The following is a 26,166-nucleotide window of genomic DNA, read 5'->3' on the forward strand; positions in this document are numbered from 1 at the left end:
GGAGTGGGCGGCGATCGACGGCGAGCTGGCCCCGTGGTTCACCAGGCTGGCGCGCCGCCTCAACGACTAGAGCGCCAGCAGCCCGGCCAGGTGGTTGCAGGTGGGGCGGGCCTCGAGGTGCAGGCGGGCGACGTTGAGCCCGTCGCCGCCGAGGACGGCGAGGAGCGTGCTGCCGTTGACGGCGTACACGGTGAAGTAGCCGCCCTCGTTGCGCATGGTGGCATCGCGGAACGTGCATGCCAGTTCATAAACAGTTTTGATGTTACGAAACGTCGATGTCTGTTCACCGGGGTGACCTCCGGGGGTCGCGCGCTCCTACCTTCTCTGCAGCCCTCCGGGGTCGGCGTCAACCGGACCCGGCCACGGAGCTGGCATCCCTCGAGGAGGTCTCACCGTGTTGCACCGAATTACGGCGGCCGGCACCGCGCTCGTGGCGGGGCTGGTCGGCGCCTTCGCGGCGGCCGGACCGGCGACAGCCGTGCCCGCGACCGGCGCGATCCTGTACGCGGACAGTCCCGACGCGGTGTCGGGCCGCTACATCGTCACCCTGAAAGACGGCTCCACCTCGATCGCCACCCAGGCGAGACAGCTCACCGGGCGCTTCGGCGGGCAGACCCGGCACGTGTACGACCCGGTCCAGCGCGGCTTCTCGGCGAGCATGTCCGCGCAGCAGGCGCAGCGGCTGGCCGCGGACCCGGCGGTGGCGTCGGTGGAGGCGGTGCAGCGCATCACCGTCGCCGACACCCAGAACAACCCGCCGAACTGGGGCGACGACCGCATCGACCAGCGGAGCCTGCCGCTGAACCAGGCGTTCACGTATCCGGCCAACCCGGGCCAGGGCGCCACGGTGTACGTGCTGGACACCGGCCTCAACGCGAGCCACACCGACTTCACCGGCCGGGTGAAGCAGGGCACCGACATCGTCGACGGCGACAGCAACCCCGCCGACTGCCACGGTCACGGCACGCACGTCGCCGGGACGGCGGTCGGCACGACGTACGGCATCGCGAAGAAGGCGAGCCTCGTCTCCGTCCGGGTGCTGGACTGCCAGGGCACGGGCACCAACGACGACCTGATCGCGGGCATCAACTGGGTGCGGACCAACGCGCAGAAGCCGGCCGTCGCGAACTACTCGATCGGCTGCGGCAGCCGGTGCAGCAGCCAGGCCATGGACAGCGCGGTGTCGAGCCTGATCAGCTCGGGCGTGCAGTTCGTGCAGGCGGCCGGCAACAACGGCGACGACGCCTGCTACTACAGCCCGCAGGGGGTGGCCGCGGCCATCACGGTCGGCAACAGCAACAGCTCCGACGCGCGCAACAGCTCCAGCAACTACGGCTCCTGCCTGGACCTGTTCGCGCCGGGAACGAGCATCGTGTCGGCGTCGTACTCCAGCAACACCGGTAGCGCGACGATGACGGGCACCTCGATGGCCTCGCCGCACGTGGCCGGGTCCGCGGCGCTCTACCTGGGCGCCAACCCCAACGCGACCCCGGCGCAGGTCCGCGACGCGCTGGTCAACAACGGCACCACCGGCAAGATCACCAGCCCGGGCAGCGGCTCGCCGAACGTGCTGCTGTACACCGGGTTCATCGGCGGCGGCACGCCCACCGACCCCGCCGTCACGAACCCGGGCAACAAGAGCTCTGTCGTCGGCCAGTCGGTCGACCTGCAGATCCAGGGCAGCGGCGGCACCACGCCGTACACCTGGAGCGCGTCCGGCCTCCCGGCCGGGCTGTCCATCGGCGCGTCAACCGGTCGGATCACCGGCAGCGCGACGACCGCGGGCACCTCGAACGTCACGGTGACCCTGAAGGACGCGGCCAACAAGACCGCGTCGACCCAGTTCACCTGGACGGTCACCACCGGTGGCGGTGGCTGCTCACCCTCGCAGCCCGTCGGTAACGGTGGCTTCGAGAGCGGCACGTCGCCGTGGACCGCGACCGCGAACGTGATCGGCACGTGGTCGCAGTACCCGGCGCGCAGTGGCACCCGCAACGCCTGGCTCAACGGGGGTGGTCAGGTGCAGACCGACACGGTCTCCCAGCCGGTGGCGATCCCGTCCGGTTGCTCGACCGTCCAGCTGCGCTTCTGGATCCGCATCACCACCGCGGAGACCGAGAACGTGGTCTACGACAAGCTGACCGTCACCCTCGGCAGCACCACCGTGGCCACGTACACGAACCTGGACAAGACCAACGGGTACGTGGAGAAGGTCATCGACGCCAGCGCGTTCGCGGGGCAGACGGTCACGCTGAAGTTCAACGGTGTCGAGGACTGGTCGCTGCAGACCAGCTTCGTGCTCGACGACGTGTCGGTCAGCGCGTCATGAGCCGCGGGAGTGGGAGTGACCAACGACGTTCACTCCCACTCCCACCGCATGCCGACGATGCCGGGGGGAACGTCGGAGGCGATGACGTGGGCCCCGTGGGTGGCACCGATCCACGTCTCCCACACGCCCTGGTCCGGCGCGTTCAGCCCGCGGCGCTCGAACCGCTGGCAGCGCGCCGGCACCGCGTCGTGGTCGAACTGGACCTGCAGCACGTATTCGGTGACCGGGGTGGAGAACCCGCGGTAGTAGTTGTCCGTTGTGGACAGTGAGTCGCTGCGGTACTCGTACTCCAGCACCACCGTCTCCCCCTGCGCCAGCATCCGGTCGAAGATGATCTCGGCGGCGACCAGCCCGCCGGTGTCGGTGCGGACCCGCCCGATGCGGCAGTTGCGGATCGCGTTGACGCTCACGTGCGCGCTCGGGTCGTCGGTGAGGAACACCGCCACGGTGCGCGAGACCCGGTCGATGTTGGCGCGCAGCACCTGCCGGCAGGTGAGGCTGATCTCCTGCCGGTGCGGGCCGACGAGGTACAGGTCGTGCAGGCTCAACCGGGTCAGCTCGTGATACATCCAGCGGTCCAGCTCGGCGACCATCCGGGCGACGCTGGTCCCGTCGCTGAACAGCCGGTCGATCTCGATCGTCCCGGGCGGCTGGCTCAGCCACCGCCCGCGCGGGCGGCGCGGCCCGAGCTGGACCATCAGCGACTCCTCGGGCAGCGCGAGGATCTGCTCGAGCAGCCGGACCGCCTTGAGCGACTCGGGTCGTTCGGGTCGGCTGCGACCCCGCCGCCAGTAGCTCAGCGTGGTGATGCTGACGCTGACGCCCTTGCTGGCGAGCTGCTCCTGGATCTCGTCGAGGCGGATGCCCCGGTCCTCGATGGCCAGGTGGAGCGCGGCGGAGAACGGGCCGGTGCGCAGCGCGTGCGCGAGATCGCGGCCCAACCCCTTCTCCATGCCCGGTGAGTATCTACCCCTTGAGCACTTTTTCCAATGCCGTGGCGACGGTGCGCGCCTCCGCCGCGGTCATCCGGCTGGTGAAGTGCGTCTCGATGCCGGCGAGATAGGTGGGCGCCGCGGCGCGCAGCTTGGCCCGGCCGGCGGCGGTGATCCGGGCGAACGCGGACCGCCCGTCGGCCGGGTTGGCGACCCGCTCGACCAGGCCGGCCCGGGTGAGCTCGTCGACGACGCGGCTGGACCGGCTGCGGCTGACCACCGCCTTCGCGCCCAGCTCCCCCATCGTGAGCTGCCGCTCCGGCGCGGCGTTGAGCTCGAGCAGCACGTCATACCAGGTCAGCGGCAGGCCGTGGGCGGCTTGCAGCTCCTGGTCCAGCAATGGGACCAGCGCGGCGTGCACCCGCAGCAGGCCCGCCCAGGCGGCCGTGTTGTCCATCGTCACACCGTACCAACTCTTGTGCGTGCGCACGCATCTGGCTAACTTAGTGCGTGCGCACACACTTTCTTCTGGAGGTCCTGCCATGACCACGCTGCTGCACATCTCGGCGTCCCCGCGCGGCGCCCGTTCGGAGTCACTCGCGCTCGCGTCGCGTTTTCTGGAGGTGTACAGGGAGCACCACCCGACGCACGGCATCACCGAATGGGATCTGTGGGACGGCACCCTGCCCGCGTTCGGGCCTGCCGCCGCCGGTGCCAAGATGGACGTCTTCGCCGGGGTCGAGCCGACCGGTGAGGGCGCGACGGCCTGGGCCGCCGCCCGCGCCGCGTTCGACCGTCTCGCCGCCGCGGACAAGCTGCTCTTCTCGGTGCCGATGTGGAACGCCGGCATCCCGTACATCCTCAAGCAGTTCATCGACGTGGTGAGCCAGCCCGGCCTGGTCTTCGGCTTCGACCCGGCGGCCGGCTACCGCGGCCTGCTCACCGGCCGCAAGGCCGCGGTCGTCTACACCAGCGCCGTCTACGGCGAGGGCCGCGGCCCGGCCTTCGGCGCCGACTTCCAGCGGCCGTACTTCGACGACTGGCTGCGCTGGGCCGGCATCACCGACATCACCACCGTCGAGTTCCGCCCGAACCTCGCCACCCCCGACGCCGACGCCGGCCGCGTCCTCGCCACCGCCGACGCGATCGAGGCCGCGAAACGCTTCTGAGGTATACCTGGCACTACCCCGGGGACTCGGTCCAGCGTCCTGGCACCACCGGATCCGCCGCGGCTAGCTTGGCCGCATGACCTCGACGTTGCTGCGGGCGGTGCTGCTCCCCCGGTTCCTCGCCGCCCTTGCGGTCGCGCTCGTCGTGGCGTTCGTCGTCGCCCCGCCCGTCCTCGCGGGCGGGGTCGGCGACCCGGGTCACCTCGCCGGCGCCTTCCGTGCGGCGTTCACCGGCTTCTGGCGGGCCGGCGGCGCGGACCTCACCCCGGACCTGGACCGGCTCGTCGACTCCTGGTTCCGCTACCACGTGGCGAAGGCGGTGATCGCCGCACTGCTGCTGGCCGTCCTCGTCGCGCTCGGCGCCAGGCTGTGGAAGGCGTACCGCACCTCCGGCGGCGCCGCCGTCACGATTACCGGCGCCGCCGTCACCATGCTCGCGCTGTTCTCCCTCACCGTGCTGATGGCCAACGTCCAGGGCGCGGCCGCGCCGTTCGCCTCCCTGCTGCCGATGCTCGTCGACAGCCCTGCCGACGCCGCGCTGACCGGCACGCTGGACCAGATCCGGCAGCAACTCGCCGGCGCCGACGACCTGCGCTCACCCGCCCTCGCCGTGATCACCGACGACTACGCGTGGTACCACACGGTGATGGCGGTCCTCGCCACCCTCGTGGCGCTCGCCCTCGTCACGCTGAGCGTGGTCTCGTGGCGGAGGTTCGCCGCGGCCCGGTCCCGCGACCGGCGGGTGGCCCGCGCGGCGGCCGCGTTCGGGGTGCTCATGGCGCTGTCCACCCTCGCCGTGGCCGTCGTCGCGGTGGCCAACACCACCGTCGCCGCCGATCCGCTGCCGGGCCTCAGAGGATTCTTCGACGGCGGCTGGTGACCGCCGTGGGGCCCGTGGCGCACGACCACGGGCCCCGCGGCGGTCAAGGATTGAAGCGCAGGCGCACGATGACGTTGTTCAGCACCGTCGGCGTGCCGCCGTTCATGTCGTTGTTCGTCGAGGTGAGCCAGAGCCCGCCGTCCGGGGTCTTGACCACGGTCCGCAGCCGGCCCCAGGAGCCGTTGAAGAACGCCCGGGGCGTGTCGGTGGTGCCCCCGGTGATCTTCATGACCCACAGCCGGGTGCCGCGGACGGCGGCCATGTAGATCCAGTCGTTGACGATCTCGATCCCGCTCGGCGACGCGGAGGAGGTGCTCCACTGCCGCACCGGGTTGACGAAGCTCGGGTTGCTGCAGGTCCCCTCGCAGGTCGGCCACCCGTAGTTGGCGCCCGGGGTGATCAGGTTGAGCTCGTCCCAGGTGTTGTCGCCGAACTCCGAGGACCACAGCCGCCCCTGGGAGTCCCAGGCCAGGCCCTGCGGGTTGCGGTGACCGAGGCTGTAGACCCGGGTGCCGAACGGGTTGCCGGGCGCGGCCGCGCCGGTGGTGGTGACCCGCAGGATCTTGCCGTTGAGCGAGTTGAGGTTCTGCGCGCGGCTGCTGTCCTGACCGTCGCCGGTGGTGATGTAGATGTAGCCGTCCGGGCCGAACTTCACCCGCCCGCCGTTGTGGAACCGGTTCTTGGCGATCCCGGTGACGAGGGCCTCGCGCGGCCCGATGGCGCCGTTCTCGAACTTGAAGCGCACGAGGCGGTTGTCGGACGCGGCGGTGTGGAAGGCGTACACCCAGTGATCGGTGGCGAAGTTCGGACCGACGGCGAGGCCCAGTAGGCCGCCCTCGCCGGTGGTGGTGACCGCCTCGGAGATGGTGCCGACCACCGTCTTCTGCCCGGCCAGGGTCACCCGGACGATCTCGAACCGGTCCCGCTCGGCGACCAGGGCACTGCCGTCGGGCAGGAAGGCGATCCCCCACGGCAGGTCCAGCGCGGTGTTGACGTTCCGGTCGAAGATCGGGTCGCCGCCGCCGGCCTGGGTCGACGTGGTCACCGCGAGGGCCGCGCTCGCCGGTGAGGTGTTGCCGTTGGCGTCGTAGGCCAGCACCGTGTACTGGTACGTGGTCGCGGCGGTGAGGCCGGTGTCCGTCGCGGTCAGGTCCGGCACGTCGGCGATCTGGGTGCCGTTGCGCGACACCCGGTAGCCGCGGACCCCGACGTTGTCGGTGGCGGCGTTCCAGGCCAGGGTGACCGTGTTGGCGGTGATCGCGGTGGCACGAAGGTTCGCCGGCGTGCCGGGTGGCTGGGTGTCGGTGCCCGGCGGCGTGGTGACCGCCAGGTTGTTGCTGCCCTGCGACGGGTTGCCCGCCGCGTCGTAGGCCAGCACGCTGAACACGTAGGACGTGTTGGGCTGCAACGACAGCGTGGCGGTGAGGATGTTGCCGCCGACCTCCGCGACCACGTTGCCGCCGTTGTAGACGACGTAGCGGGACACGCCGACGTTGTCGGTGGCGGCGTTCCAGGCCAGGTCGACGCCGGTGGGCCGGACCGCGCCGACCACGCGGAGGTTGCTCGGCGCGGTGGGCGGCTGGCTGTCCGACGGCGCGGTGACCCGCAGCCGGTCCAGGTTGGGCCCGCCGTTGACGGTGGTGGCGGTGGCCCGGACCGTGTTCGTGCCGGCGGCCAGGGTCGCGGTGACCGTCTTCTCGGCCCAGGTCGGCCACGCGCCGGTGCCGGGGAAGGACAGCCCGGGCGCGGCCGGCGCGCCGTTGACCGTGACGTCCATCGGCCGGTCCACGGTGGTGCCGTTGGCGTAGCGCAACGTCAGCGGGTAACTCCCCGCCGCGGTCACCGACACGGTGAACTGGACGTAGGAGCCGGTCACGTTGTCGTAGTTGACGAAGCCGGTGCCCGTGTAGCCGGCGTGGTTCGCCTCGACCACGCCCTGCGAGATCGTCGCGCTCTCGGCCTGGTAGTCGGTGAACGCGGGCGGCGGCGCGGCGCCCAGGTTCCACTGCTGGCTGCTCACGGCGGCGTTGCAGGCCCAGATGTGCAGCTTGGCGGCGTCGGCGGTGCTGCCGTCGACCACGTCGACGCACTTGCCGGTGGCCGGGTTGACCAGCGTGCGGGCGGTGGCGTTGTAGGTCCACTGCTGGTTGGGGTTGGCCGCGGCGCAGTCCCAGATCTGGACCTTCGTGCCGTTGGCGTTGACCCCGCCGGCGACGTCCAGGCACTTGTTGCCCAGCGCGCGGATCGTGCCGTCGGTGCCGACGGTCCAGGTCTGCGCCGTGCTGGCGTTGCACGTGTAGATCTGCACCTGGGTGCCGTTGACGGTGCTCGCCGCCGGGACGTCGATGCACTTGCCGGACGTGCCGCCGGTGATCGGGCCGACGGTGTCCGCGCTGGCCAGGGCGGCGCCCGCGACCTGGAGGGCGGCAACGCAGGCCGCGGCGGCGAGGATGGCAAGGGTGCGCCTGATCCATGGGGAGTGCATCAGGTCTCCGTTTCCATGGTTGTTAGTTAGGTTTACTTATAGACGTTGCACAATATGTACCGCCGCGGCCCCGGTCAAGTGCACGGCGTCGAATGGCACACGGCAGGCGCGCGTCCTGCCGTGTGCCGGTGCTGCGGCGGCAGGTCAGCCCAGCGAGCAGCGCCTGCCGTTGACCGTGAAGTTCACCGGCAGCGCGCCGGTGACGTTGTCCCAGCTGCCGTTGAAGCCCACCCCCGTCAGGGTCGCCCCGGCGGGCAGCGAGCCGTTCCAGCTCGCGTTGGCGATGCTCGCCGTCACCCCGTTCTGACTGAACACGCCGTTCCAGCCCTGCGAGAAGGCCTGACCGTCGGCGAACTGCCACTGCAGGTTCCAGCCGTTGAACGCGGCGCCGGACCGGTTCGTCAGGCTGATGTCGGCCTGGAAGAACCCCGGCCAGGTGGTGACCACCCGGTAGGCGACCTGACACGTCGTGGCGGGCAGGTCGTCGTCGGGGACCAGGAACACGTTCGGGTTGATGGCGGCGGCGGGGGTGTCGGTGTTGCGGGCGATGACCTGGGCGAGGGTGGTGTGGAAGTCGATGCCGTACTGGGCGGCGATCGACGTAAGCCCCATGTCGTTGCCGTAGAAGAACCGGTCGCCGTCGCGCAGCGCGAGGAACTGCCTGGTCCAGATCGCCCGCTGCAACTCGCCGAACTCACTGCCGGGCACGTGCCGCTCGGCGACCATGCCGGTGAAGGCGTCGACGTTGCCGACGTTGCCGTAGACCGCGCGCAGCCGGGCCGCGGTGGTGCTGCGACGCACCCCCGAGGTCGAGCCGTCGGCCTCGCCGACGACCGTCGCGGTGCCGTCGATGTCGGCGGTCCGCAGAAATTCGAGACTGTTCGGGTTGTCGCCGCCGGAGCTGGCCGGGAACGTGTCGGTGGTCTCACCCGTGATAGCCGTGAACGAGGTCCTGGCCGGCAGTCCGTATGCCTGCCGCAGCTGGTTGTAGCTGGGCATACCGTGGTCGCGCCCGCGCTCGATGTCGATCGCGCCCAGGTCGACGACGCCGGTGAAGCACGCCGGCAACGTCGGGCCGTCCAGGCAGGACGGGTTGCCCGCGACCGGCACCTGGAACAGGACGCTGCGCAGCTGGTTGTCGATCATCTCGTCGTTGTTGTACTGCGATTCGGCCAGGCTGGTCAGGAACGGCCCGAGACCGATCGCCGGCAACAGGTCCGGGTTGAAGAACGCGACGTTCAACGGGATCCCGATGGTGATGTCGGCGCCGTCGACCTCCACCTCCAGGCCCTGCGCCCGGAAGGCGTTCAGCTGCGCCGCGGTGTAGCGCGCCGCCTGCGTCTCCGCCGTGAACTCGCCGTGGATCTGGCTGTGCGCGCGGTACCCGACAACCGCGAACTCGTTGCTCAGCGCGGTGTTGACGTTCGGGTTGTAGCCGGTGTACCGAGGCAGGTTGACGCCCATCGCGGGCAGGAACTCGCTGTAGGTGATGTATTGCTGCTCGGCGATCACAACCCGCCGGGCGATCTGGAACCGGTCCTCGGCGCTGAGCGAGCCCGGCAGCATGGCGGCGATCCGGTTGTGCTCCCTGGCGAAGAGCGTGTGCGTCGCGGTGAGGGCGAGGTTCTCGTTGGCTCGCACGTCGCCGGCGACGGCGGCGTTGGCCGGGTTGCCCGCGAGCTGGCCGTCCACGTTCATCGCCGGGGCGGCAGCCGGGTTGCCCCTGGCCGTGCGGCGGGGCAGGTAACCGCCCGGCAGCATCAGCGTCGCGGCGTTGTTGGCCATGCTGTTGTCGTAGGGCCCGTCCCGCATCCATTCGAGGCGTTGCTGGGTGCCGCCGTACACGGCCCAGGCGTCGATGTAGGAGCTGACGGTGTTGACCTGCTGGCGGGGGTTGGTGACGCCGGTGCCGGCCGCGGCGACGTCCCGGGTGAACGGGATCACGCCGAGGGTGTTGGAGAAGGTCTCGAGAGGGTCGGCGGCGTTGAACGCGATGTTGGCGGTCTCGGTGCCGCCGGCGGCGAGCCCGAACGTGTGGTCGAGGAACTGACCCCAGGTCCAGCCCCATTGGGTCACCCGGTGCTCGGAGAAGAGGTTCTGGTGCGTGTCGTTGAAGACGCGGTTGCTGACCTGGCGGCTGTTGGGTCCGGCGACGGGCTGGCTGCGGCCGTCGGCGTACCGGGCGGCGGCCACCCTGGAGTAGGCCGTGCCCACCTGTCCCTGGGTCGGGCGGGCGAGATTGTTACGGCTGCCGTCGAGGCTCTCCACCTCGAAGCTGACGGCGCCGTGGGCCGGGCGGGCCCCGACCACCAGCAGGCTGGTCATGGTGCCGCCGAGCATGATCAGGTGGAGCGCGCGCCGGAGTCGCCGGCGCAGGCGGGGACGGCCCGGGTGGTGGACCGGGCTGAAAGAACGAGACATGGCTCCTCCCACGCGGCCCCGGGGGGCCGCGCGTGCGGCGTGCCTGATGTTCGCATCCGAACGAGTTTCTGCTGAACGCGCGGTGGGTCGCGTGCCCGTTCAGCCGGGGACGGCGAAGCAGGAGGACACGCAGGGAATGTGGGGTCTGGTCCGATGACGCGTCACGCGTGTCGGCCGGGTCTCGGCACGGCAGGCGGAGCGCCGGCGCCGTGAGGCCAGTCTGAACCCGCCCCAGACCCGGGTCAATAGATACTCATGTGTTTCTGTAAACAACCTTGTCGGGTTCGTGCGGGCTGCCGCCGAGCCTGTTCAGCCTGGTCAGGACCGCGTCCAGGGGCAGCTCCACGGCGCTGGTCAGGAGCAGGTCCGCGGCCGTGAAGCGGGCGTGGTCCGCGTGCGGGTTCGGCACCGCCACGCAGCGCAACCCGGCGGCGTGCGCCGCGGCCACGCCGTGCACGGTGTCCTCGAACGCGACCGCTTCCTGCGCCGGCAGCCCGAGCCGTTCCAGCGCCAGCAGGTAGACGGCCGGGTCCGGCTTGTGCGCGGCCACCTCCTCGCCGGTCGCCAGCACCTCGAACCGCGCCCGCAGCCCGGCCCGCTCCAGCATGGCGCCCACGTGGGTGACCGCGGAGCTGCTCGCCACCGCCAGCCGCAATCCCAGCTCCCCGGCCCGGTCCAGCCAGTCGACGATGCCGGGCGCCGGCTCCAGCACCGTGTTCAGCGCCAGCCGGTGCGCCATCCGCAGCGTGTGACTGGATTCGCGGTCGTACGCCGGCCCGACCGCCGCGGCGAGCGCCGCATACCGTGGCTCGTTCGCGTCGCCGCCGTGGTCGGCGAAGAAGCCGGCCGGGTCCAACTCCAGGCCGTGCCGCCGCCACTCCCACCGCCAGCTCTCCAGCAGCGTGGTCTCGGTGTCCATCAACAGGCCGTCGAAGTCGAAGATCAGCACCTTGATCGTCACGACGCCAAGTATCCCCTCGCTGCGGCCGGGCCGAGCGCCGGCAGCGCGGGGATCGTGGTGGCGAGGAAGCCGTCCGGGTTCGGGGTGAAGTGCGGCGCCACGCCGACCTCCCACCAGGACCGCAGCGCCGTCACGGTCTCCTCGGCCCCGCTGCGTTTGTGCACGAAGGTCACGGACCGCTCGCCCGACGCCCGCACGACCACCCGGCCGCGCTTGCAGCCGGCGGGATAGTCGTTCCAGTTGATGCCCTTCTCGGTGAACAGCAGGTCCTGTGCCTGACTGGAGTTGACGCCGTGCAGCCGCTGGTGCGGGAACACCGTCCGGGCCGCCATCGAGATGCTGTTGCGGACCGCGTCCCGCTGCCGCCAGATGAAGTAGTTGGCGACCTCGGCGGGGTCGGCGATCGTGAACACCCGGGCGTCGAACATCGCCGGTGGTCCCGGTCGCCGCGCGTTGAGCGTCGCGGTCGCCACGGACGCGGCGACGGAGCACCATTTCTGCACCTCGCCGCCGAACCACGGCTGCGTCCCGGGCGCGGCGAAGTCGACGGCGAGGACCGAGATCTCGTCCGACTGCACGTAGGCGAACACGCTGCCGGCGATCTCCGCGCACAGCGCTTCGGCGACCGCGTCCATGTCCGCCATGAACGTCTCGTCGAACGGCCTGGCGGCACCGCGCAGATAGGACCCGAACGACCTGCCGTCCACGCGCAGCAGCGTGTGGGTGCGCCGCGGCAGCACCGTCCTCGTCACCCGCTCGTAGGCCTTCATCCGGTCGCCGATGCCGTCCCGGTCGCCGCTCATGCGCTGTCACCCCGTCCGTGCGTATGTCGCCACCGAATCGCAGCACGCCCGGGCCGCGCACCGCACGCGGTTTTCGGCGCCGCGGGGGCATCACCCATCGGGCATGTATCGCCGGCGTATGCGGAACCGCATACGTGCCGGCAACACCCGGTTGCCTTGACTGGACCGCATGACCAACAGCGAACCAGTGCGAGCCGCGGCCCGCCGCACCCGGTCGCCGGCGTCCCCGGCCGTCCCGGCGACGGGCATCACGGTGTACGGATGCGGGCCGGACGAGGCCGCCCTGTTCCGGGAGCTGGCGCCGCACTTCGGGGTGGTGCCGACCATCACGGCGGCGCCGGTGTCCGAGGCCGACGCCGGCCTGGCGCTCGGCAACCGGTGCGTCAGCGTCGGTCACCAGACCCGGGTCACCGACGCCACGCTGCTCGCGCTGCGCCGCATCGGCGTCGCCTATGTCTCCACCCGGAGCGTCGGGTACGACCACATCGACGTGCGGTCCGCGCAGCGGCTCGGCATGGTCGTGGGGAACGTCGCCTACTCACCCGACAGCGTGGCCGACTACACGCTGATGCTGATGCTGATGGCGGTCCGGGCGGCGAAGTCCGTCCTGCGCCGGGTGGACGTCCATGACTACCGGCTGCCTCCCGCGCGCGGGAGGGAACTGCGCGACCTGACCGTCGGGGTGGTCGGCACGGGACGCATCGGTGCGGCGGTCATCGACCGGCTGCGCGGTTTCGGCGGCAAGATCCTGGCCACCGACAGCCGCCCGAAGGCCGGCACCGACCATGTCCCGCTCGACGCGCTGCTGCGGCAGAGCGACATCGTGACCCTGCACACCCCGCTGAACGCGGACACCCGTCACCTGCTGGACCGCCGGCGCATCGGGCTGATGAAACGCGGCGCGTACGTCATCAACACCGGGCGCGGATCGCTGCTGGACACCGGGGCCCTGGTGCTGGCGCTGGAGCGCGGCCGACTGGGCGGTGCCGCGCTGGACGTCCTGGAAGGCGAGGAAGGGATCTTCTACGCCGACCGCAGGAACCGGACCGTCCCCAACGAGCAGTTGCTGCGGCTGCAGGAGCTGCCGAACGTGATCGTCAGTCCGCACACGGCCTACTACACCGACCACGCCCTGAGCGACACCGTGCAGCACTCCATCGTCAATTGCCTGGAATTCGAGAGCGGGAGCCCGCGTGGCTAGGTTGAAGATCGGCGTCATGTTCGGGGGATGCTCCGAGGAGCACCCCGTCTCCGTCAAATCCGCGCGGGAGGTCGCCCGGAGCCTCGACCCCGAGCGGTACGAACCGGTCTGGATCGGGATCACCAGGGACGGCGCCTGGCGGCTCTGTGCCGGCCCCGACGCGGACTGGGAGAACAGCCGTCCGGCCGTGCTGTCACCGGACGGCGCGCACGGGTTGCTGGTGCTGGAGCAGGGACGCTACGAGACGATCGGGCTGGACCTGGTGCTGCCCGTCCTGCACGGCCGGCACGGCGAGGACGGCGCGACGCAGGGGCTGCTGGAGCTCTCCGGCATTCCCTACGTGGGCTGCGACGTGCAGAGTTCCGCGCTGTGCATGGACAAGTCCCTGGCCTACCTCGTCGCTCGCAGCGCGGGCATCGCCACGCCGGACTTCCGGACCGTCACGGCGGACGAGACACCTGATCCCGGCGGTTTCACCTACCCCGTCTTCGTCAAGCCGGCCCGCTCCGGGTCGTCCTTCGGCGTCAGCAAGGTGGCCCGCGGCGACGAACTGTTGCGTGCGGTGCAGGACGCGAGGCGGTACGACCCGAAGGTGCTCATCGAGGAGGCCATCGGCGGCAGCGAGCTCGGATGCGCGATCCTGGGCGACGGACCGGACCTGATCACCGGCGAGGTGGACCGGATCGCGCTGTCCCACGGCTTCTTCCGGATCCATCAGGAGCGGGCGCCCGAGACCGGCTCCGAGAACTCGACGCCGATCGTCCCCGCCGACATCCCGGCGGCGGCCCGTGCACTCGTGCAGGAGACGGCGAAGGCCGTCTACCGCGCCCTGGGGTGCCGCGGGCTGGCGCGGGTCGACATGTTCCTGAAGGAAGACGGCACGGTGGTCCTGAACGAGGTCAACACCCTCCCCGGCCTGACCTCCTACAGCCGGTACCCGAGAATGATGGCGGCGGCGGGGTTGCCGCTCGCCGACGTGATCGACCGGGTTGTGGCATTGGCAATGACGGGAAAGCTCCGATGAGCGACATCTTCGTGTTCGTCGACGAGTTCGTGCCCGGAATCCGCTGGGATGCCAAGTACGCGACCTGGGACAACTTCACCGGCAAACCGGTGGACGGATACCGGGCCAACCGGATCGTCGGCACGACGGCCCTGTGCGCGGCCCTGAGGAGGGCACGGGACGGGGCCGCGGCGCGCGGCTTCGGCCTGCTGCTCTGGGACGGGTACCGCCCGCAACGCGCCGTCGACTGCTTCATGCGCTGGTCGGAGCAGCCCGAGGACGGCCGGACCAAGCCGCGGCACTACCCGAACATCGACCGGCCCGAGATGTTCGAGCGCGGATACGTGGCCGCCAGGTCGGGCCACAGCCGGGGCAGCACCGTCGACCTGACGCTCTACCAGCTGGGCACCGGTGAGCTGGCGGCGATGGGCGGCGACCACGACCTGATGGACCCGATCTCGCATCACGCGGCGGCGGGCATCACGCCGGTCGAGGCGGACAACCGGCAAACCCTCTGCGCCGTCATGGAGGCCGCCGGATTCGCCCGGTACGACTGCGAGTGGTGGCACTACACGCTGCGCGACGAGCCGTACCCGGACACCTACTTCGACTTTCCCATCACCGAGTTGATCGGGCTGCGGCACCTGGCAGTCGCACCGTGACGCTGAGCCCCCCGTCGGGGCGGGGGGCGAGGGCGAGCGTCCCGTCGTGCGCCTCGGCGATGCGCTTGACGATGGCCAGGCCGAGGCCGACACCGGCATGGCCGTCGTGGATCCGTCCGGTGCCGCGCTGGAACGGCTCGACGATCGTGGCGACCAGCGCCTGGGTGAGCCGCTCGCCGGTGTTCTCGACCGTGAGCGTCACGGTCGCCGCCTCGACGCCGGTCGTGACCCACACCGTGCCGTCCGCCAGGTTGTGGACGATCGCGTTGTGCACGAGGTTCGTCGTCAGCTGCAGCAGAAGCGCGTGGGAGCCGGCGGTGGGCGCGACGTCACCGGAGGTCTCGACGGTGATGCCGCGTCGCTCCGCGAGCGGGAGCAGCGTCTCGGCGGCCTCCTCCGCGATGAGCGACAGGTCGACGGGTTCCCGGGTGAAGGAGCGCTGCTCGGCGCGGCTGAGCAGGAGCAGCGCCTCGGTGAGGTCGATCGCCCGGGTGTTGATCACACGGAGGCGCTCGACGAGTTCGCCGGTGTCGCGGTCCGGATCGTTGCGGGCCACGTCGAGCAGCGTCTGCGTGACCGCGAGGGGGGTGCGCAGCTCGTGGGAGGCGTTGGCGGCGAACCTGCGCTGCTCGGCGACGTGCGCCTCGAGCCTTGCGAGCATGGCGTCGAAGGCGTCGGCGAGCTCGCGGAACTCGTCGCCGCGGCCGTCCAGCTGGATCCGGTGGGACAGCGATCCGTCCCCGGCCTGGCGGGTGGCGCGGGTGATGCGGGTCAGGGGCGCGAGCATGCGGCCGGCGAGGAGCCATCCTCCCACCAGGCCGAAGATCAGCAGGAAGACCAGCATCGCGGCGGCCTTCGGGGCGAAGGCGTCCACCAGGTCGGAGCGGTTCGGCGCGATCAGCGGCGCCGGCGGGCGCCGGCCGCCCTGCCCCACGGAGGGCCCGTCCGTGCCGGACTGGATCACCTCGGGCACGTAGCGCAGCAGGAACACCCACACCACGGCGAGCAGCAGGACACCGGCCAGCATGAGGAACCCCGCGTAGCTGAGCGTCAGCTTCAGGCGGACGCTCGGACCGGGCGCCCTATCCACGGTCCCCTCCGGCGCCGGCCGCCGTCTCGATGCGATAGCCGACGCCGGCCACGGTGGCGATGATCCCGGGTTCGCCGAGCCGTTTGCGCAGCGCCGAGACGGTGATGCGCACCGCGTTGGTGAAGGGGTCGGCGTTCTCGTCCCACGCCCGTTCCAGCAGCTCCTCGGCGCTGACGACGCCACCTTCGGCGGTGACGAGGACCTCGAGGACGGCGAACTGTTTCCGGGTGAGCGCGACGTAGCGGCCGTCGCGGTACACCTCGCGGCGGAACGGGTCCAGGCGCAGTCCTGCGATCTCCCGCACCGGCGGCCGGTTGTGGGCCCGCCTGCGGTCCAGCGCCCTGAGCCGCAGGACCAGCTCCCGCAGTTCGAACGGTTTCGTGAGGTAGTCGTCGGCGCCGAGCTCGAACCCGGAGGTCTTGTCGTCGAGCCGGTCCGCGGCGGTGAGCATCAGGATCGGCATCCCGCTGCCGGAGGCGACGATACGTTCGGCGACCTCGTCGCCGGAGGGCCCGGGAATGTCGCGGTCGAGGACGGCGATGTCGTAGGCGTTGACGCTCAGCAGCTCCAGCGCGATGTCGCCGGTGCCGGCGATGTCGGCCGCGATCGCCGCCAGGCGCAGCCCGTCCCGGATGGCCTCCGCCATGTACGGCTCGTCCTCGACGACCAGAACACGCATGATCCCGATGCTACGAGCGGCGGCATATCGCCGGCGTATCGAACGCCGGATCCGCCGCGACGCGCCTCAGACGGGAATCGAACCCGCTATGGGCTGTTTTAGAGACAGCTGCCCGGCCGTCGGGCTCCTGAGGCATGGGGTGGGGATGGCCCCCGTGTGCCACCCCCACAGTGTCGACGATCAGGGCAACATCTCGTCGATCCGGTCCCGGAGCTTTTCGTCGGTGACGCGGTCACGGGCCGTGCGGAACTCCTCAGCGGTCAGCGACCGGCCGAGCTCGTCCAGCGTGCGCAGCACGAGCCGCTGGGACACGACCCGCCGGTTGAGGGTGTCGAGCGCCGCGGCCTGCCGCAGCACCTTCGCCTGCAGCCAGCGGATCGCCTTCGGCAGGTCCGAGGGATCCGCGATGAGGTCGGTGGTCATGGTTTCACCTCCCCTCGTGGTCCACGAAGGGCAATGGGGAGGTGCGAGAGAAGCCTGTGCGCGGCCGGTTCGAGGGCGACCGCGGTCAGCGCGCCGCCGAGGTCCGGCTCGTGGAACCTGGTGTGCCGGTGCCCGGCGACGGACGCGGCGCGGCACAGGCGGCGCAGGGCGTCCTCGTCGCACGCGGCGACCAGGACGAGCGTGTTGGAAGCGGTGTGCCAGTCGCGGAAGGCGTCAGGGTGGGCGACGGCGAAGTCGAGCGCGGCATGGGTCGCCTGCGTGGCCTGGGTCCCGGGCGGCAGATCGGCGCGGGTGACCAGATAGAGACGCGGGGTGCGAACCTAGAAGTGCGGCATGGCTCGATGGTACCGATGCCAACCGGTCAATGCCAGGATCTCAGCTGCGAGCTCGCTGAGAGTCCTGCCGTCGGTGGGGATCCGGTGCACCGACGGCGGCACGAGCGCCTCGAGGGACCTGGCCGCGGCGTCGCTGCGCGTCACGTGCCGCTCCAGGGCGCTGCCGATCTCGCGGCGGGCCAGCCGCTCCCGCGCCGTCGCGTCCGACGACGTGAGCAGCACGGCGGTCACGCGCGGGTCGTCGCCCATCGCGGCGGTGAGCGCGTCGACGTACTGGACGCTCACGGTGTTCGTGTAGATCAGGCGGCGGTAGCCCAGGTCGCGGTAGTTGGCCCACATGGCGGCGAGGTTGCGCTCGGCGAGATGGTGCTCCCAGGGCGGCGGGTGGGCCAGGTCGAGGTTGTCGCCTTCGATGAGGCAGTGCCGCACGTCGGCGTCGGACAGCTGGACGTGCAGCTCGACCGCGACGCTGCTCTTGCCGACGCCGGACCGCCCGCCGAGGAACAGCACCTCGCTGCGGTCGCTCACCGGCGCGGGCACGGGCCGGTGCTGATGACGACGCCGTTCTGGCCGTCGAGGATGACGTAGACGTCGCCCTCGACGATGTTGAGGCGACCGCCGGGCATCGGGGCGCCGGTGCAGTAGCTCGGGACGGGCAGCTGGTGCGCGACGGACACGGTGACCGGCGCGGCGGCCGGGGCGGCGGCGAACAGGGCGCAGGCACCGAGCAGCAGGAGCCGGGGCAGCAGGACCTGCCGCGGCGCCGGCTTCGACGGAACCGGCGTGTCGAGGTCGATCACGACGTCGGTCATCACCACCGATGGTAGCCCCGGCGCCGGGTGCGCCGGGGCTACCAGTTGCTCAGCTCGCGGTGCAGGTGACCGTGGCCGGGTTGGTGTTGGTGCCGGTGAAGGAGGCGCCGAAGCCGGCCGCCGTCGACGCGGTGGGCGCGAGGGCGCCGTTCCAGTCGGCGTTGCGGACGGTGACCGCGGCCCCGGTCTGCGACCAGACGCCGGACCAGCCGTTGGTGACCCGCTGGTTGCCGGGGAACGTGAACGTCACCGTCCAGCCGGTGATCGCCTGACCGCCCGAGTTGCGCACGGTCACCTCGCCGTTGAAGCCGTCGCCCCACTGGTTGGTGACGCGGTACGTGGCCTCGCAGCTCTTCCCCGTCGACGTGCCGGTGGTGGTGACGGTGACCGGGTCGGACAGCGTGGACAGGTTGCCGGCGGCGTCGCGGGCGCGGACCGCGAACTGATACGCCGTGGACGCCGTCAGCCCGGTGACCGTGGCGGTGGTGCCGGTGGCGGTGGCCACGACGACCGGTCCGGCGGTGCCGCCGAGGCGCAGGACGTCGTAACCGGTGACGCCGACGGTGTCGGTGGACGCGGCCCAGGTGAGGGTCGCCCCGCTGCTGGTGACCGCCGACGCGACCGGGGTGCCGGGCTTCGACGGCGGCGTGACGTCACCGATGGCCGGTGCGGTGGTGACGGTGCCGGCCGGCGAGGCGGCCGACGCGTTGCCGGACGCGTCGAGCGCGACGACCGTGAACGAGTACGCGGTCGCCGGCGTCAACCCGGTGATGGCCAGGGACGTGCCGGTCGTGGTGCCGACGACGCCGGTGGCCGAGGAAACCCGGTAGGACGCGACCCCGACGTTGTCCGTGGACGCCGCCCAGGTGGCGGTGGCCGACGTCGACGTGACGTTGGTGAACGCCGGCGTGCCCGGCGTCGACGGCGGGGTGGTGTCGACCGGGCCGGTGCCGGGGGCGTCGCCCCAGACCTTGGTGGCCCCGTCGTAGAGGGTGATGTGGGCGTTCGGGCCGGCGGCGGACGGGAAGGACCAGTCGTTGGTCGGGTCCCAGGTGCCGGCGGACGTGACGCGGAACTGGACCTCACGCCGCCACGCGGACTGCCCGGCGGGTGCGATCTTCTGCCCGGCGCAGCTGACGGTGACGTAGTACGTGCTGCCGCTGACCAGGGTCGGCCCGGTCGGCGCGGAGCACTGGTTGTAGGCGCTGGTGAGCGAGATCTGCGACGCGGTGGTGGCGCCGTCGAGGGTGAAGTAGTAGCGGAACGAGCCCTGGTCGAGGGTCCGCGCCGGCCACGCCGACTTGTTGTAGACCATCGCCTTGACCTCGGTGAAGGTCGTGCCGGGGGTGTTGATGGACGACTCGACGTACATCTCGGGCCCGTCCGGGGTCTCCGCGACCGGGAAGTTCGCCAGTGCCGTGCCGCCGTACTCCCGGTACATGCGGGCCAGTGCCGAGGTGAACCCGGCGTTGTAGTCGGTGGCGACCTCGTTCATCACGTAGTCGGAGCGGCTGTCGGTGTAGCTGTCGTTCGGTGACGAAGGTCCGCCGACGAGCGCGCCGTACAGCACGTGCCGGGAGATCTCGGGGTTGGTGATCTGGTCGGTCCAGGACCCGTGCGCCGTGCGGTGGTGCGGGTTGCGCGGCGGGTTGGCGCCGAAGCCGATCATGTAGCTGGAGTTGCGCGGGTTGTCGCCCAGGATGTAGTTGATCTGGCGGACGCCGAAGTCGTGATACCGGGCCTTGCGGGTGGCGTCGGTGATCCAGTCGCTGTAGAGCAGCGCGACGAACGAGGTGTTGGCGGCGTAGCGCAGCGAACCCCAGCTGTCCAGGACCGCCTGGCCGCCCGGCGAGGTGGGCACCTTCTGCCCGTTGACGCCGACGCTCCAGTAGTCGAGCCAGCGGTTGGCGTCGTCGACGTACCGCTGCTTGCCGGTGAGCTTGGCCAGCAGCACGTAGCAGCCGTACGACTTGTCGTCCCAGGCGATCGTCCACTTGTAGGACTTCGTCGTGGTCTGGTTCTCGTTGCTGAGGTTGTCGTATCCGGCCTCGGCCTTGGCGAGGTAGGTGGCGTCGTTGGTGGCGCGGTAGAGCCAGATCGCGCCCCAGACGAGCTCGTCGTTGAAGCCGCTCCACGAGTTGTAGTAGCTGGCCGCGTCGGTGATGCACTCGCTGTACTTGCGGCGCACGGCGTCGGCGAACGCGTACAGCTGCTTGGCGTGGGTGACGAGCTTGTCGGCGTAGGCGGCGTCGGTGGGCCGGATCACGATCGAGGAGGCGGCCATGGCGGCGGCCGTCTCACCGGCGAGGTCGGAGCCGCCGCAGGTCGCGTCGATCTTGTACGCCGGCCGCGCCATCGGCATCACCTCGGCGGGGCCCCACCAGGCGTGGTCGGGGTTGCCGGCGCCGATCTGTCCATAGAGGACGTTCGCGGACGGGTGCGCCTTGATGAAGTAGTCGTTGACGAAGCGAAGGTTGTTGACCAGCGACGTCAGCTGACCCGACTGCACGTAGGCGTCGCGGTACTCCACGGCGCCCCACGCGAGCATGGTGGTCGAGAACGCCATCGGGAACCCGAACTTGACGTGGTCGCCGGCGTCGAACCAGCCGCCGGTCAGGTCGAGGCCGACGTCGGCGCCGTCGGTCGTGGCGGCGTTGCCGCGCCAGCCGACGCGGCTCCACGCGGGTTTCGTCCCCGCCTGCTGGGCCTCGTAGAACCAGATCGACTTCTGCAGTGCCTCGGCGTAGTTGTACGCGGGGGCGGCCGCGGCCGGGGTCGAGGCTGCCACGGCGATGACCGTCGTGGCGGCGGCGACCCCGAGCGCCGCGACTGCGCCGAGAATCCTCCTGCGCATGGTGGTGCTCCTCTCCGGGTGGCGGTGCGCGGATTGAACCCCGTCACCGCTCCTTCGAGGGGATCTCACCCGTGGTGGATGCCGTCCGCCCTGCTCACGCCGTGAAACTTTCGTGTGATCAGCAGGTGGACCAGCACCAACGGCACCACGCCGACGGGGTACCAGACGAGGTCGGCCGGGTCGAACGTCACCCCGAACACGTACCTGGCGAGGAGGCTGCGGCTGGACAGTTCGGCCGGGATGCCGGTGAGCTGGAAGGTCTCCATCGCCCAGCAGAACACGATCGCGGCGGCGCCGGCGACGAGCGGGGTCGTCCGGGGCCGGATGACGAAGACCCCGGCGTAGATCATCGACGCGTACAGGGCGGTGCCGGAGTACTGCCGCAGCGCACCGTCGTCGACGGCCCGGATGGCGAAGGCGATGGCGAGCGCGAGCCCGGCGCCGAGCAGCGCCGGCAGGCGGCTACCCACGGGGGATCTTCACGGCGCGCCCGGTGCGCAGGTCGACCGCGGCCCCGCCGGGCTTGGGGTCCCCGGCGGTCAGCAGCACGGTCTGCCCGACCGGGACGCGCACGGCGACGATCGACGACGAGATCGGGTCGCCGTCCTGCGGGTCGACGAGCGGTGCCGACTCGTATCGCGTGGGGACGGCGCAGGGTTCGGTTGCGTTCGCCGGACAGCCGACCCGCCAGGCGTCGGCCAGCCGGGCCGAGACGATCACGGTGGTCACCGGGTGGATCTTAGGGTCGCCGCCCGGAAGCCGGGTGAGCAGGGCAAGGACGTACTCGTGGGTGTCGTCGTCGGCGATCAGCCCGTCGCCGTCCTTGTGCCAGTCGGCCGCGCTCTCGTCGAGCTGCTGCGAGGTGGCGACCGCGTCGACCCGCAGCGTGTCGAGGTCGGCACCGGCGATGACGGGGACTCCGGCGAGCTTACCGAGCACGGCCCGGTCGGCGCCGATGCAGCACTCGTCGTAGTCGGCCGGCGTGTCCTGGACCGCCTCGTCGAACGTGTCCGCGAACGGTCCGATGCAGCCCATCACCAGCACCGCCGCCACGGCGAGGAGTATTGATCGTCTCACCGCGCCGAGTATGCCCGTCGCATGCCACAGATTACCTGACTATAGTCAGGCATATGACCGAGGATCTGGTGGCGACCGTCCGCCGCTTCAACCGGACCGTGACGCAGCGCGTCGGCGCGCTCGACGACGAGTACCTGTCCCGGGGCCGGCCGCTCGGCCAGGCCCGCCTGCTGTGGGAGATCGGCCCGGCCGGCGCCGAGGTCGCCGCCCTGCGCGCCCGCCTGGGCCTGGACGCGGGCTACCTGAGCCGGTTGCTGCGGGCCCTCGAGGCCGACGGCCTGGTCGTCGTCTCCGCCGGCACGGGTGGCGACGCCCGCGTCCGCGAGGCCACCCTGACCACCGAGGGCCGGGCCGAATGGGCGGTGCTCGACCGCGAGTCCGACGACCTGGCGCGCTCGATCCTCGGCCCGCTCAGCACCGGCCAGCAGGGCCGCCTGGCCACCGCGATGGCCGAGGTCGAGCGCCTTCTCATGGCCTCGATGATCGACCTGGCGCCGTGCCCGCCGGGCGACCCGCGAGCCAGGGCGTGCCTGCGCGCGTATGCCCGGGAGCTGGCGCAGCGCTTCGACAACGGCTTCGACCCGGCGGTCAGCGCGCCCGTCGACGACGAGGACCTGGTCCCGCCGAAGGGCGTGTTCCTCCTGGCCACCCTGTCCGGCGAGCCAGTCGGCTGCGGCGCGTTGAAGCTGCACCCGGACGCGCCGGCGGAGATCAAGCGTCTGTGGGTGTCCGGCACGGTGCGCGGCCTCGGCGTCGGCCGGCGCATCCTGGGCGAGCTGGAACGCCGCGCCGCCGGGGCCGGCTGGGGTTCCGTGCGCCTGGACACCAACCGCAACCTGGTCGAGGCGATCCGCCTCTACCGCTCCAGCGGCTACGCGGAGGTCCCCGCCTACAACGACGAGGCCTACGCCCACCACTGGTTCTCCAAGCCCCTCTGAGGCCGGCACGTCACCCGAGGAGGGTGCGCAGGTGCGGCCCGATCCGCTCCACCACGCCGTCCTCGTCCCTTCCCTCAGCGCTGGACATCCGAGACCTACCGCAGCCTTGCCGCCAGCCCCGCCGGAAAGGGGTGGCCCCAGCGGCGCTCGTAGCCGGTTTCGCCGTGCTCGGCCAGCACCTCCGCCGCCATGTCAGCTGCAGCATCGACAAGTGCCTGCCGCGACAGGAACCCCCGCCACCGCAACTCACCCGCAGAGAAACGGGTGAGGCTGGCCGAGATCGCCGGGAACGCGACGACATCCAGCATGACCGCCTCGGCCTCGGCCAAGGACGAGAAGAACAGCACATGGCCGGCCGGTTCCCCGGAAAGCACCGCATACGTCGAATACGCACCGAGCTTGATGTCCGACGCCGCCGCCAACAGATCGGCGAAGGAGTCACGGACATATGTCACGTGCAGTTCGACACCGGCGCCCTCCGCGGTGATCGCCAATGCCGCGTGACGCTCCTGGACGAGCGTCCACCGCATCGTCACGCCAGTGGCCGCGAGACTCAACGCATCATCCATGTGGGTGATATGGATATGCCGTGCGGAGGGTCCTATTGGGGTTCACAGCGACCTCCATAGTAAAGATCTTTCCATGGTGACCGGGTTTGTAGCCGATCGGGGATCCGAACGTCCTGCTGCACTTGCCGTCCCGACCACCCCGCCCATGGAAACGGTCGGCCGGTCCCGGGCATACGATCTGCGATCGTGGTGGAACCGTTGCAGGACCGGGCCGAACTCGCCGGGGACGTCGGCGGCATCGAGTCGATGGTGGTCGACGGCCGGCGCTGGTATTTCGGCTTCTCCTACAGCTCCGACCTGGTGCTGACCCCGCTGATCGCGGACCCGGCCGAGATGGCGGCGTTCGCCGCCCGGCACCTGGCGCAGACCGACGGCCGGCATGATGCCGCGTACTGGCTCGAACTGGTCGAGCAGTCGGTGGCGGAGTCCGCGCTGACGGACAGCGACGAGGACCGGACCGTCGACACCGCGGCGCTGGCCCTGGAACCGGCCCTCTCCTACCACCTGCGGTACCTGCTGGGCGCCGCGACGGGCTGGGAGGACGACACCCTGTACGCCGAACCCGATGTCGTCGCCGCCTTCGCCACGATCGGCGTGCCGAGCGCCGACGCCGACGGCCTGGAGCAGGCGGTGGACGCCCTCGGCGGCACCGGCGCGACGCGGGCGGCCGCGCAGCTGATCCTGCGCCGGTACCTGGCGCAGACGCTGGCCGACCTGCCGGGCAACTGGCCCCAGGTGTTCGCCGCTCTGCGGCCCGGAACGGTACGTTGACGGGCGTGACGTCGGTGCTGTCGTTGGCGGTCGAGGACCTGCGGGTGATCGTGCGGATCGACGGTGAGGACGTCAGCCGCGCCGACGGCAACGCCGGCCCCGATCCGTGGCAGGTGCTGGTGCCGGTCAACCGGTTCGTGGCGACCGGCGAGACCACGACCGCGACGATCGCCCGCTGCCCGAGCTGCGGCCCGGGGTGCTTCTCCGTCCGGGCGCACATCCGCCGCGAAGGTGCCGCGGTGCGCTGGGAGTGGGGCCCGACCGGCGCGGCGGCGCTGGTGACCGAGCGGCGCACGGCGCTGTTCGACGCCGTGGCCTATGACGCCGAGGTGGCCCGCGCCGGGGCGGAGCACGGCTGGGAGACGGCGGCGCTGCGGGCCGGGCGGCTCATCCTCACCGACCTGGCCCTGCCACCGGGGATCGAGGGTGTCAAGGTCCACTCCGGCCATGCCGGCACGATCGAGGTGTCGCTCGAGGAGCCGGACGAGTATCAGATCTTCGTGACGCTGCCCTGGGACAAGGCGCGGCCCGACGAGAGTGCCGCCGAGGCCCGGGCCGTGCTCGCCGGGCCGACCGGGGAATGGTCCGCGAAGTGGCACAGCATCCAGGGCGGCCGCGAGGAGCCGCCGGCATACGCCGGTCCGGCCTGGGAGCACCTGGAGTTCTGATCCGGGACGCGCCGCGGCGCCCGGGGAAGCTTCCCCGGGCGCCGCGGTCGGTCGGGTCAGGCGTTGGACTTCGGCAGGCCCGGCGGGTTGACCTGCGAGGTCGGCACGGCCTCGGTGTCGAGGTTGTAGGCGGCGAGCCACTGCTTGTACTGGCCGTTGGCGATCAGGTAGTTGATCGCCTCGGCGAGGGCCTTGGCCAGCTGGTTGTCCTTCTTGGTGGTGGCCGCGATCAGGCCCTGCAGGGTCTCCCCGGCGCCGGAGTACACGCCCGCGTTCCGCACGGCGTCGGCGGTGCCCTTGGTCCGGCTGAGCTGGTAGGCGATGCCCGGGTTCGGGCCGAAGTAGGCGTCGATCTGCCCGGAGACGATCGCCTTGAACGTGGTCGGCGTGTCGGCGAAGTACTTGATCTCGAAGGGCTTGCCCTCGGCCTTCAGCTTCTCCTGCCACGCGACCAGGATCTTCTCCTGGTTGGTGCCGGCGCCGACGGCGACCTTGAGACCGGCGAGGTTCTTGTAGTTCTTGTCGAAGTTCCAGGAGTTGCCGTCCTTCACGGCGAAGCCCAGGTTGTCCTGCCGGTAGGAGGCGAAGTCGTACTTCTCCTTGCGCTGTTCGGTGTCGGTGATGTTCGAGAAGCCGACCTCGGTCTTGCCGGAGTCGATGCCGACGAACAGGTTGTCCCACGTGGCGTTGTTGATCTCGGGGGTGAGACCGAACACGGCGGCGACGAGGCGGCCGAGGTCGGGCTCGGCGCCGGTGAGGGTCTTGTCGTCGTCACCGACGAAGGCGAGCGGCGGGAAGCCGGTCGGCAGGGCGCCGAGCCCGATGGTCAGCTTGCCGTCGGACTTGACGGCGTCCGGCACCAGGTCGGCGATGGCCTGCTGCTTCTCGACCTTGATCTCGGCTTTCTGGGCGATGCCGTTGGCCTGGGCACCGATGGTCACCGTGCCTGCGCTGGCCGGGGCGCCGGCGTTCGCCTTGTCTTCGTCGCTGCCGCAGGCGGAGAGGCCCGCGACGAGCACGACGGCAAGGGCTGCGGCCGAGAACGTCCGGCCGGTAGGTCTGACGGTGGTCATGGTTTGTTCT

27 protein-coding genes are annotated in these 26,166 nt (G+C 71.0%); 9 read left to right on the forward strand and 18 right to left on the reverse strand.

What is annotated here, in order from left to right; translation table 11 throughout:
- Window positions 1-66 precede the first annotated feature (66 nt).
- Entirely contained in the window at window positions 67-216 is a 150-nt protein-coding gene (locus ACFPIJ_RS45405; RefSeq protein WP_380125537.1) for a roadblock/LC7 domain-containing protein, read from the reverse strand.
- A 178-nt stretch (window positions 217-394) separates the two neighbouring features.
- Between ACFPIJ_RS45405 and ACFPIJ_RS45410 the strand changes: the two genes are divergently transcribed.
- Window positions 395-2,329 carry a S8 family peptidase gene (locus ACFPIJ_RS45410; protein ID WP_380125539.1) on the forward strand — a complete coding sequence of 645 codons (1,935 nt, stop codon included), beginning with the start codon at window positions 395-397 and terminating at the stop codon, window positions 2,327-2,329.
- A 29-nt stretch (window positions 2,330-2,358) separates the two neighbouring features.
- Here the strand turns inward: ACFPIJ_RS45410 and ACFPIJ_RS45415 are convergent, their stop codons facing one another.
- Window positions 2,359-3,282: a hypothetical protein gene (locus ACFPIJ_RS45415; protein WP_380125541.1), complete on the reverse strand. Its 924-nt coding sequence runs from the start codon at window positions 3,280-3,282 to the stop codon at window positions 2,359-2,361.
- Window positions 3,283-3,295: 13 nt separating this feature from the next.
- Window positions 3,296-3,718 (reverse strand): MarR family winged helix-turn-helix transcriptional regulator, encoded by a 423-nt coding sequence (locus ACFPIJ_RS45420; protein WP_380125543.1) that lies wholly within the window; start codon window positions 3,716-3,718, stop codon window positions 3,296-3,298.
- A gap of 85 nt (window positions 3,719-3,803) precedes the next feature.
- On the opposite strand from ACFPIJ_RS45420, the gene ACFPIJ_RS45425 reads away from it, so the two are divergent.
- Both ACFPIJ_RS45425 and ACFPIJ_RS45430 read left to right on the forward strand, forming a co-directional pair.
- Entirely contained in the window at window positions 3,804-4,430 is a 627-nt protein-coding gene (locus ACFPIJ_RS45425) for an FMN-dependent NADH-azoreductase (protein ID WP_380125545.1), read from the forward strand.
- Window positions 4,431-4,506: 76 nt separating this feature from the next.
- Window positions 4,507-5,310, forward strand: a complete 804-nt coding sequence (locus ACFPIJ_RS45430; protein ID WP_380125547.1) for a hypothetical protein — start codon at window positions 4,507-4,509, stop codon at window positions 5,308-5,310.
- 43 nt (window positions 5,311-5,353) lie between these two features.
- Here ACFPIJ_RS45430 and ACFPIJ_RS45435 read toward each other — a convergent pair whose 3' ends face one another.
- The 4 genes from ACFPIJ_RS45435 to ACFPIJ_RS45450 form a co-directional block, all read right to left on the reverse strand.
- On the reverse strand, window positions 5,354-7,795 hold the full coding sequence (locus tag ACFPIJ_RS45435) for a PQQ-dependent sugar dehydrogenase (protein ID WP_380125549.1): 2,442 nt from the start codon (window positions 7,793-7,795) through the stop codon (window positions 5,354-5,356).
- 144 nt (window positions 7,796-7,939) lie between these two features.
- Window positions 7,940-10,216: a peroxidase family protein gene (locus ACFPIJ_RS45440; RefSeq protein ID WP_380125551.1), complete on the reverse strand. Its 2,277-nt coding sequence runs from the start codon at window positions 10,214-10,216 to the stop codon at window positions 7,940-7,942.
- A gap of 253 nt (window positions 10,217-10,469) precedes the next feature.
- Window positions 10,470-11,177 carry an HAD family hydrolase gene (locus ACFPIJ_RS45445; RefSeq protein WP_380125553.1) on the reverse strand — a complete coding sequence of 236 codons (708 nt, stop codon included), beginning with the start codon at window positions 11,175-11,177 and terminating at the stop codon, window positions 10,470-10,472.
- Window positions 11,174-11,980, reverse strand: a complete 807-nt coding sequence (locus ACFPIJ_RS45450; protein WP_380125555.1) for a tRNA(His) guanylyltransferase Thg1 family protein — start codon at window positions 11,978-11,980, stop codon at window positions 11,174-11,176. The genes ACFPIJ_RS45445 and ACFPIJ_RS45450 overlap by 4 nt, the downstream gene beginning before the upstream one ends.
- Before the next feature lie 187 nt (window positions 11,981-12,167).
- Between ACFPIJ_RS45450 and ACFPIJ_RS45455 the strand changes: the two genes are divergently transcribed.
- From ACFPIJ_RS45455 to vanX, 3 genes are read left to right on the forward strand one after another with little or no spacing between them, the layout of a single operon-like run.
- Complete coding sequence (locus ACFPIJ_RS45455) at window positions 12,168-13,181, forward strand: D-isomer specific 2-hydroxyacid dehydrogenase family protein (protein ID WP_380125801.1); 1,014 nt, start codon at window positions 12,168-12,170, stop codon at window positions 13,179-13,181.
- Complete coding sequence (gene vanA / locus ACFPIJ_RS45460) at window positions 13,174-14,205, forward strand: D-alanine--(R)-lactate ligase (protein WP_380125557.1); 1,032 nt, start codon at window positions 13,174-13,176, stop codon at window positions 14,203-14,205. The genes ACFPIJ_RS45455 and vanA overlap by 8 nt, the downstream gene beginning before the upstream one ends.
- The gene (vanX, locus tag ACFPIJ_RS45465; protein WP_380125559.1) at window positions 14,202-14,846 is read left to right on the forward strand and encodes a D-Ala-D-Ala dipeptidase VanX; all 645 of its coding nucleotides are present in this window, start codon (window positions 14,202-14,204) and stop codon (window positions 14,844-14,846) included. The genes vanA and vanX overlap by 4 nt, the downstream gene beginning before the upstream one ends.
- Here vanX and ACFPIJ_RS45470 read toward each other — a convergent pair.
- From ACFPIJ_RS45470 to ACFPIJ_RS45510, 9 genes are all read right to left on the reverse strand, one after another.
- Window positions 14,803-15,936 (reverse strand): sensor histidine kinase, encoded by a 1,134-nt coding sequence (locus ACFPIJ_RS45470; RefSeq protein WP_380125561.1) that lies wholly within the window; start codon window positions 15,934-15,936, stop codon window positions 14,803-14,805. The genes vanX and ACFPIJ_RS45470 overlap by 44 nt on opposite strands.
- On the reverse strand, window positions 15,929-16,615 hold the full coding sequence (locus ACFPIJ_RS45475; protein WP_380125563.1) for a response regulator transcription factor: 687 nt from the start codon (window positions 16,613-16,615) through the stop codon (window positions 15,929-15,931). Before ACFPIJ_RS45475 ends, ACFPIJ_RS45470 begins: the two co-directional genes overlap by 8 nt.
- A gap of 180 nt (window positions 16,616-16,795) precedes the next feature.
- Window positions 16,796-17,038 (reverse strand): hypothetical protein, encoded by a 243-nt coding sequence (locus ACFPIJ_RS45480; RefSeq protein ID WP_380125565.1) that lies wholly within the window; start codon window positions 17,036-17,038, stop codon window positions 16,796-16,798.
- Window positions 17,035-17,358: a peptidyl-tRNA hydrolase gene (locus ACFPIJ_RS45485; RefSeq protein WP_380125803.1), complete on the reverse strand. Its 324-nt coding sequence runs from the start codon at window positions 17,356-17,358 to the stop codon at window positions 17,035-17,037. The genes ACFPIJ_RS45480 and ACFPIJ_RS45485 overlap by 4 nt, the downstream gene beginning before the upstream one ends.
- 21 nt (window positions 17,359-17,379) lie before the next feature.
- Window positions 17,380-17,934, reverse strand: a complete 555-nt coding sequence (locus ACFPIJ_RS45490) for an adenylyl-sulfate kinase (protein ID WP_380125567.1) — start codon at window positions 17,932-17,934, stop codon at window positions 17,380-17,382.
- Window positions 17,919-18,206, reverse strand: coding sequence for a hypothetical protein (locus ACFPIJ_RS45495; RefSeq protein ID WP_380125569.1), 288 nt, complete (start codon window positions 18,204-18,206; stop codon window positions 17,919-17,921). The genes ACFPIJ_RS45490 and ACFPIJ_RS45495 overlap by 16 nt, the downstream gene beginning before the upstream one ends.
- 49 nt (window positions 18,207-18,255) lie before the next feature.
- Window positions 18,256-21,060: a glycoside hydrolase family 9 protein gene (locus ACFPIJ_RS45500; protein WP_380125571.1), complete on the reverse strand. Its 2,805-nt coding sequence runs from the start codon at window positions 21,058-21,060 to the stop codon at window positions 18,256-18,258.
- A gap of 65 nt (window positions 21,061-21,125) precedes the next feature.
- A complete protein-coding gene (locus tag ACFPIJ_RS45505; protein WP_380125573.1) occupies window positions 21,126-21,530 on the reverse strand; it encodes a ribosomal maturation YjgA family protein in 405 nt (134 codons plus the stop codon).
- Window positions 21,523-22,137 carry a hypothetical protein gene (locus ACFPIJ_RS45510; RefSeq protein ID WP_380125575.1) on the reverse strand — a complete coding sequence of 205 codons (615 nt, stop codon included), beginning with the start codon at window positions 22,135-22,137 and terminating at the stop codon, window positions 21,523-21,525. The genes ACFPIJ_RS45505 and ACFPIJ_RS45510 overlap by 8 nt, the downstream gene beginning before the upstream one ends.
- A gap of 53 nt (window positions 22,138-22,190) precedes the next feature.
- On the opposite strand from ACFPIJ_RS45510, the gene ACFPIJ_RS45515 reads away from it, so the two are divergent.
- Window positions 22,191-23,075 carry a bifunctional helix-turn-helix transcriptional regulator/GNAT family N-acetyltransferase gene (locus ACFPIJ_RS45515; protein WP_380125577.1) on the forward strand — a complete coding sequence of 295 codons (885 nt, stop codon included), beginning with the start codon at window positions 22,191-22,193 and terminating at the stop codon, window positions 23,073-23,075.
- Window positions 23,076-23,170: 95 nt separating this feature from the next.
- Here the strand turns inward: ACFPIJ_RS45515 and ACFPIJ_RS45520 are convergent, their stop codons facing one another.
- Window positions 23,171-23,644 (reverse strand): hypothetical protein, encoded by a 474-nt coding sequence (locus ACFPIJ_RS45520; protein ID WP_380125579.1) that lies wholly within the window; start codon window positions 23,642-23,644, stop codon window positions 23,171-23,173.
- 186 nt (window positions 23,645-23,830) lie between these two features.
- On the opposite strand from ACFPIJ_RS45520, the gene ACFPIJ_RS45525 reads away from it, so the two are divergent.
- Window positions 23,831-24,415 carry a hypothetical protein gene (locus ACFPIJ_RS45525; protein WP_380125581.1) on the forward strand — a complete coding sequence of 195 codons (585 nt, stop codon included), beginning with the start codon at window positions 23,831-23,833 and terminating at the stop codon, window positions 24,413-24,415.
- A gap of 5 nt (window positions 24,416-24,420) precedes the next feature.
- Window positions 24,421-25,083, forward strand: a complete 663-nt coding sequence (locus ACFPIJ_RS45530) for a hypothetical protein (protein WP_380125583.1) — start codon at window positions 24,421-24,423, stop codon at window positions 25,081-25,083.
- 56 nt (window positions 25,084-25,139) lie between these two features.
- Here ACFPIJ_RS45530 and ACFPIJ_RS45535 read toward each other — a convergent pair whose 3' ends face one another.
- The gene (locus ACFPIJ_RS45535) at window positions 25,140-26,156 is read right to left on the reverse strand and encodes an ABC transporter substrate-binding protein (RefSeq protein ID WP_380125585.1); all 1,017 of its coding nucleotides are present in this window, start codon (window positions 26,154-26,156) and stop codon (window positions 25,140-25,142) included.
- Window positions 26,157-26,166 lie beyond the last annotated feature (10 nt).

Origin of the sequence: Dactylosporangium cerinum (assembly GCF_042653625.1) — a bacterium.
GTDB lineage: Bacteria > Actinomycetota > Actinomycetes > Mycobacteriales > Micromonosporaceae > Dactylosporangium > Dactylosporangium cerinum.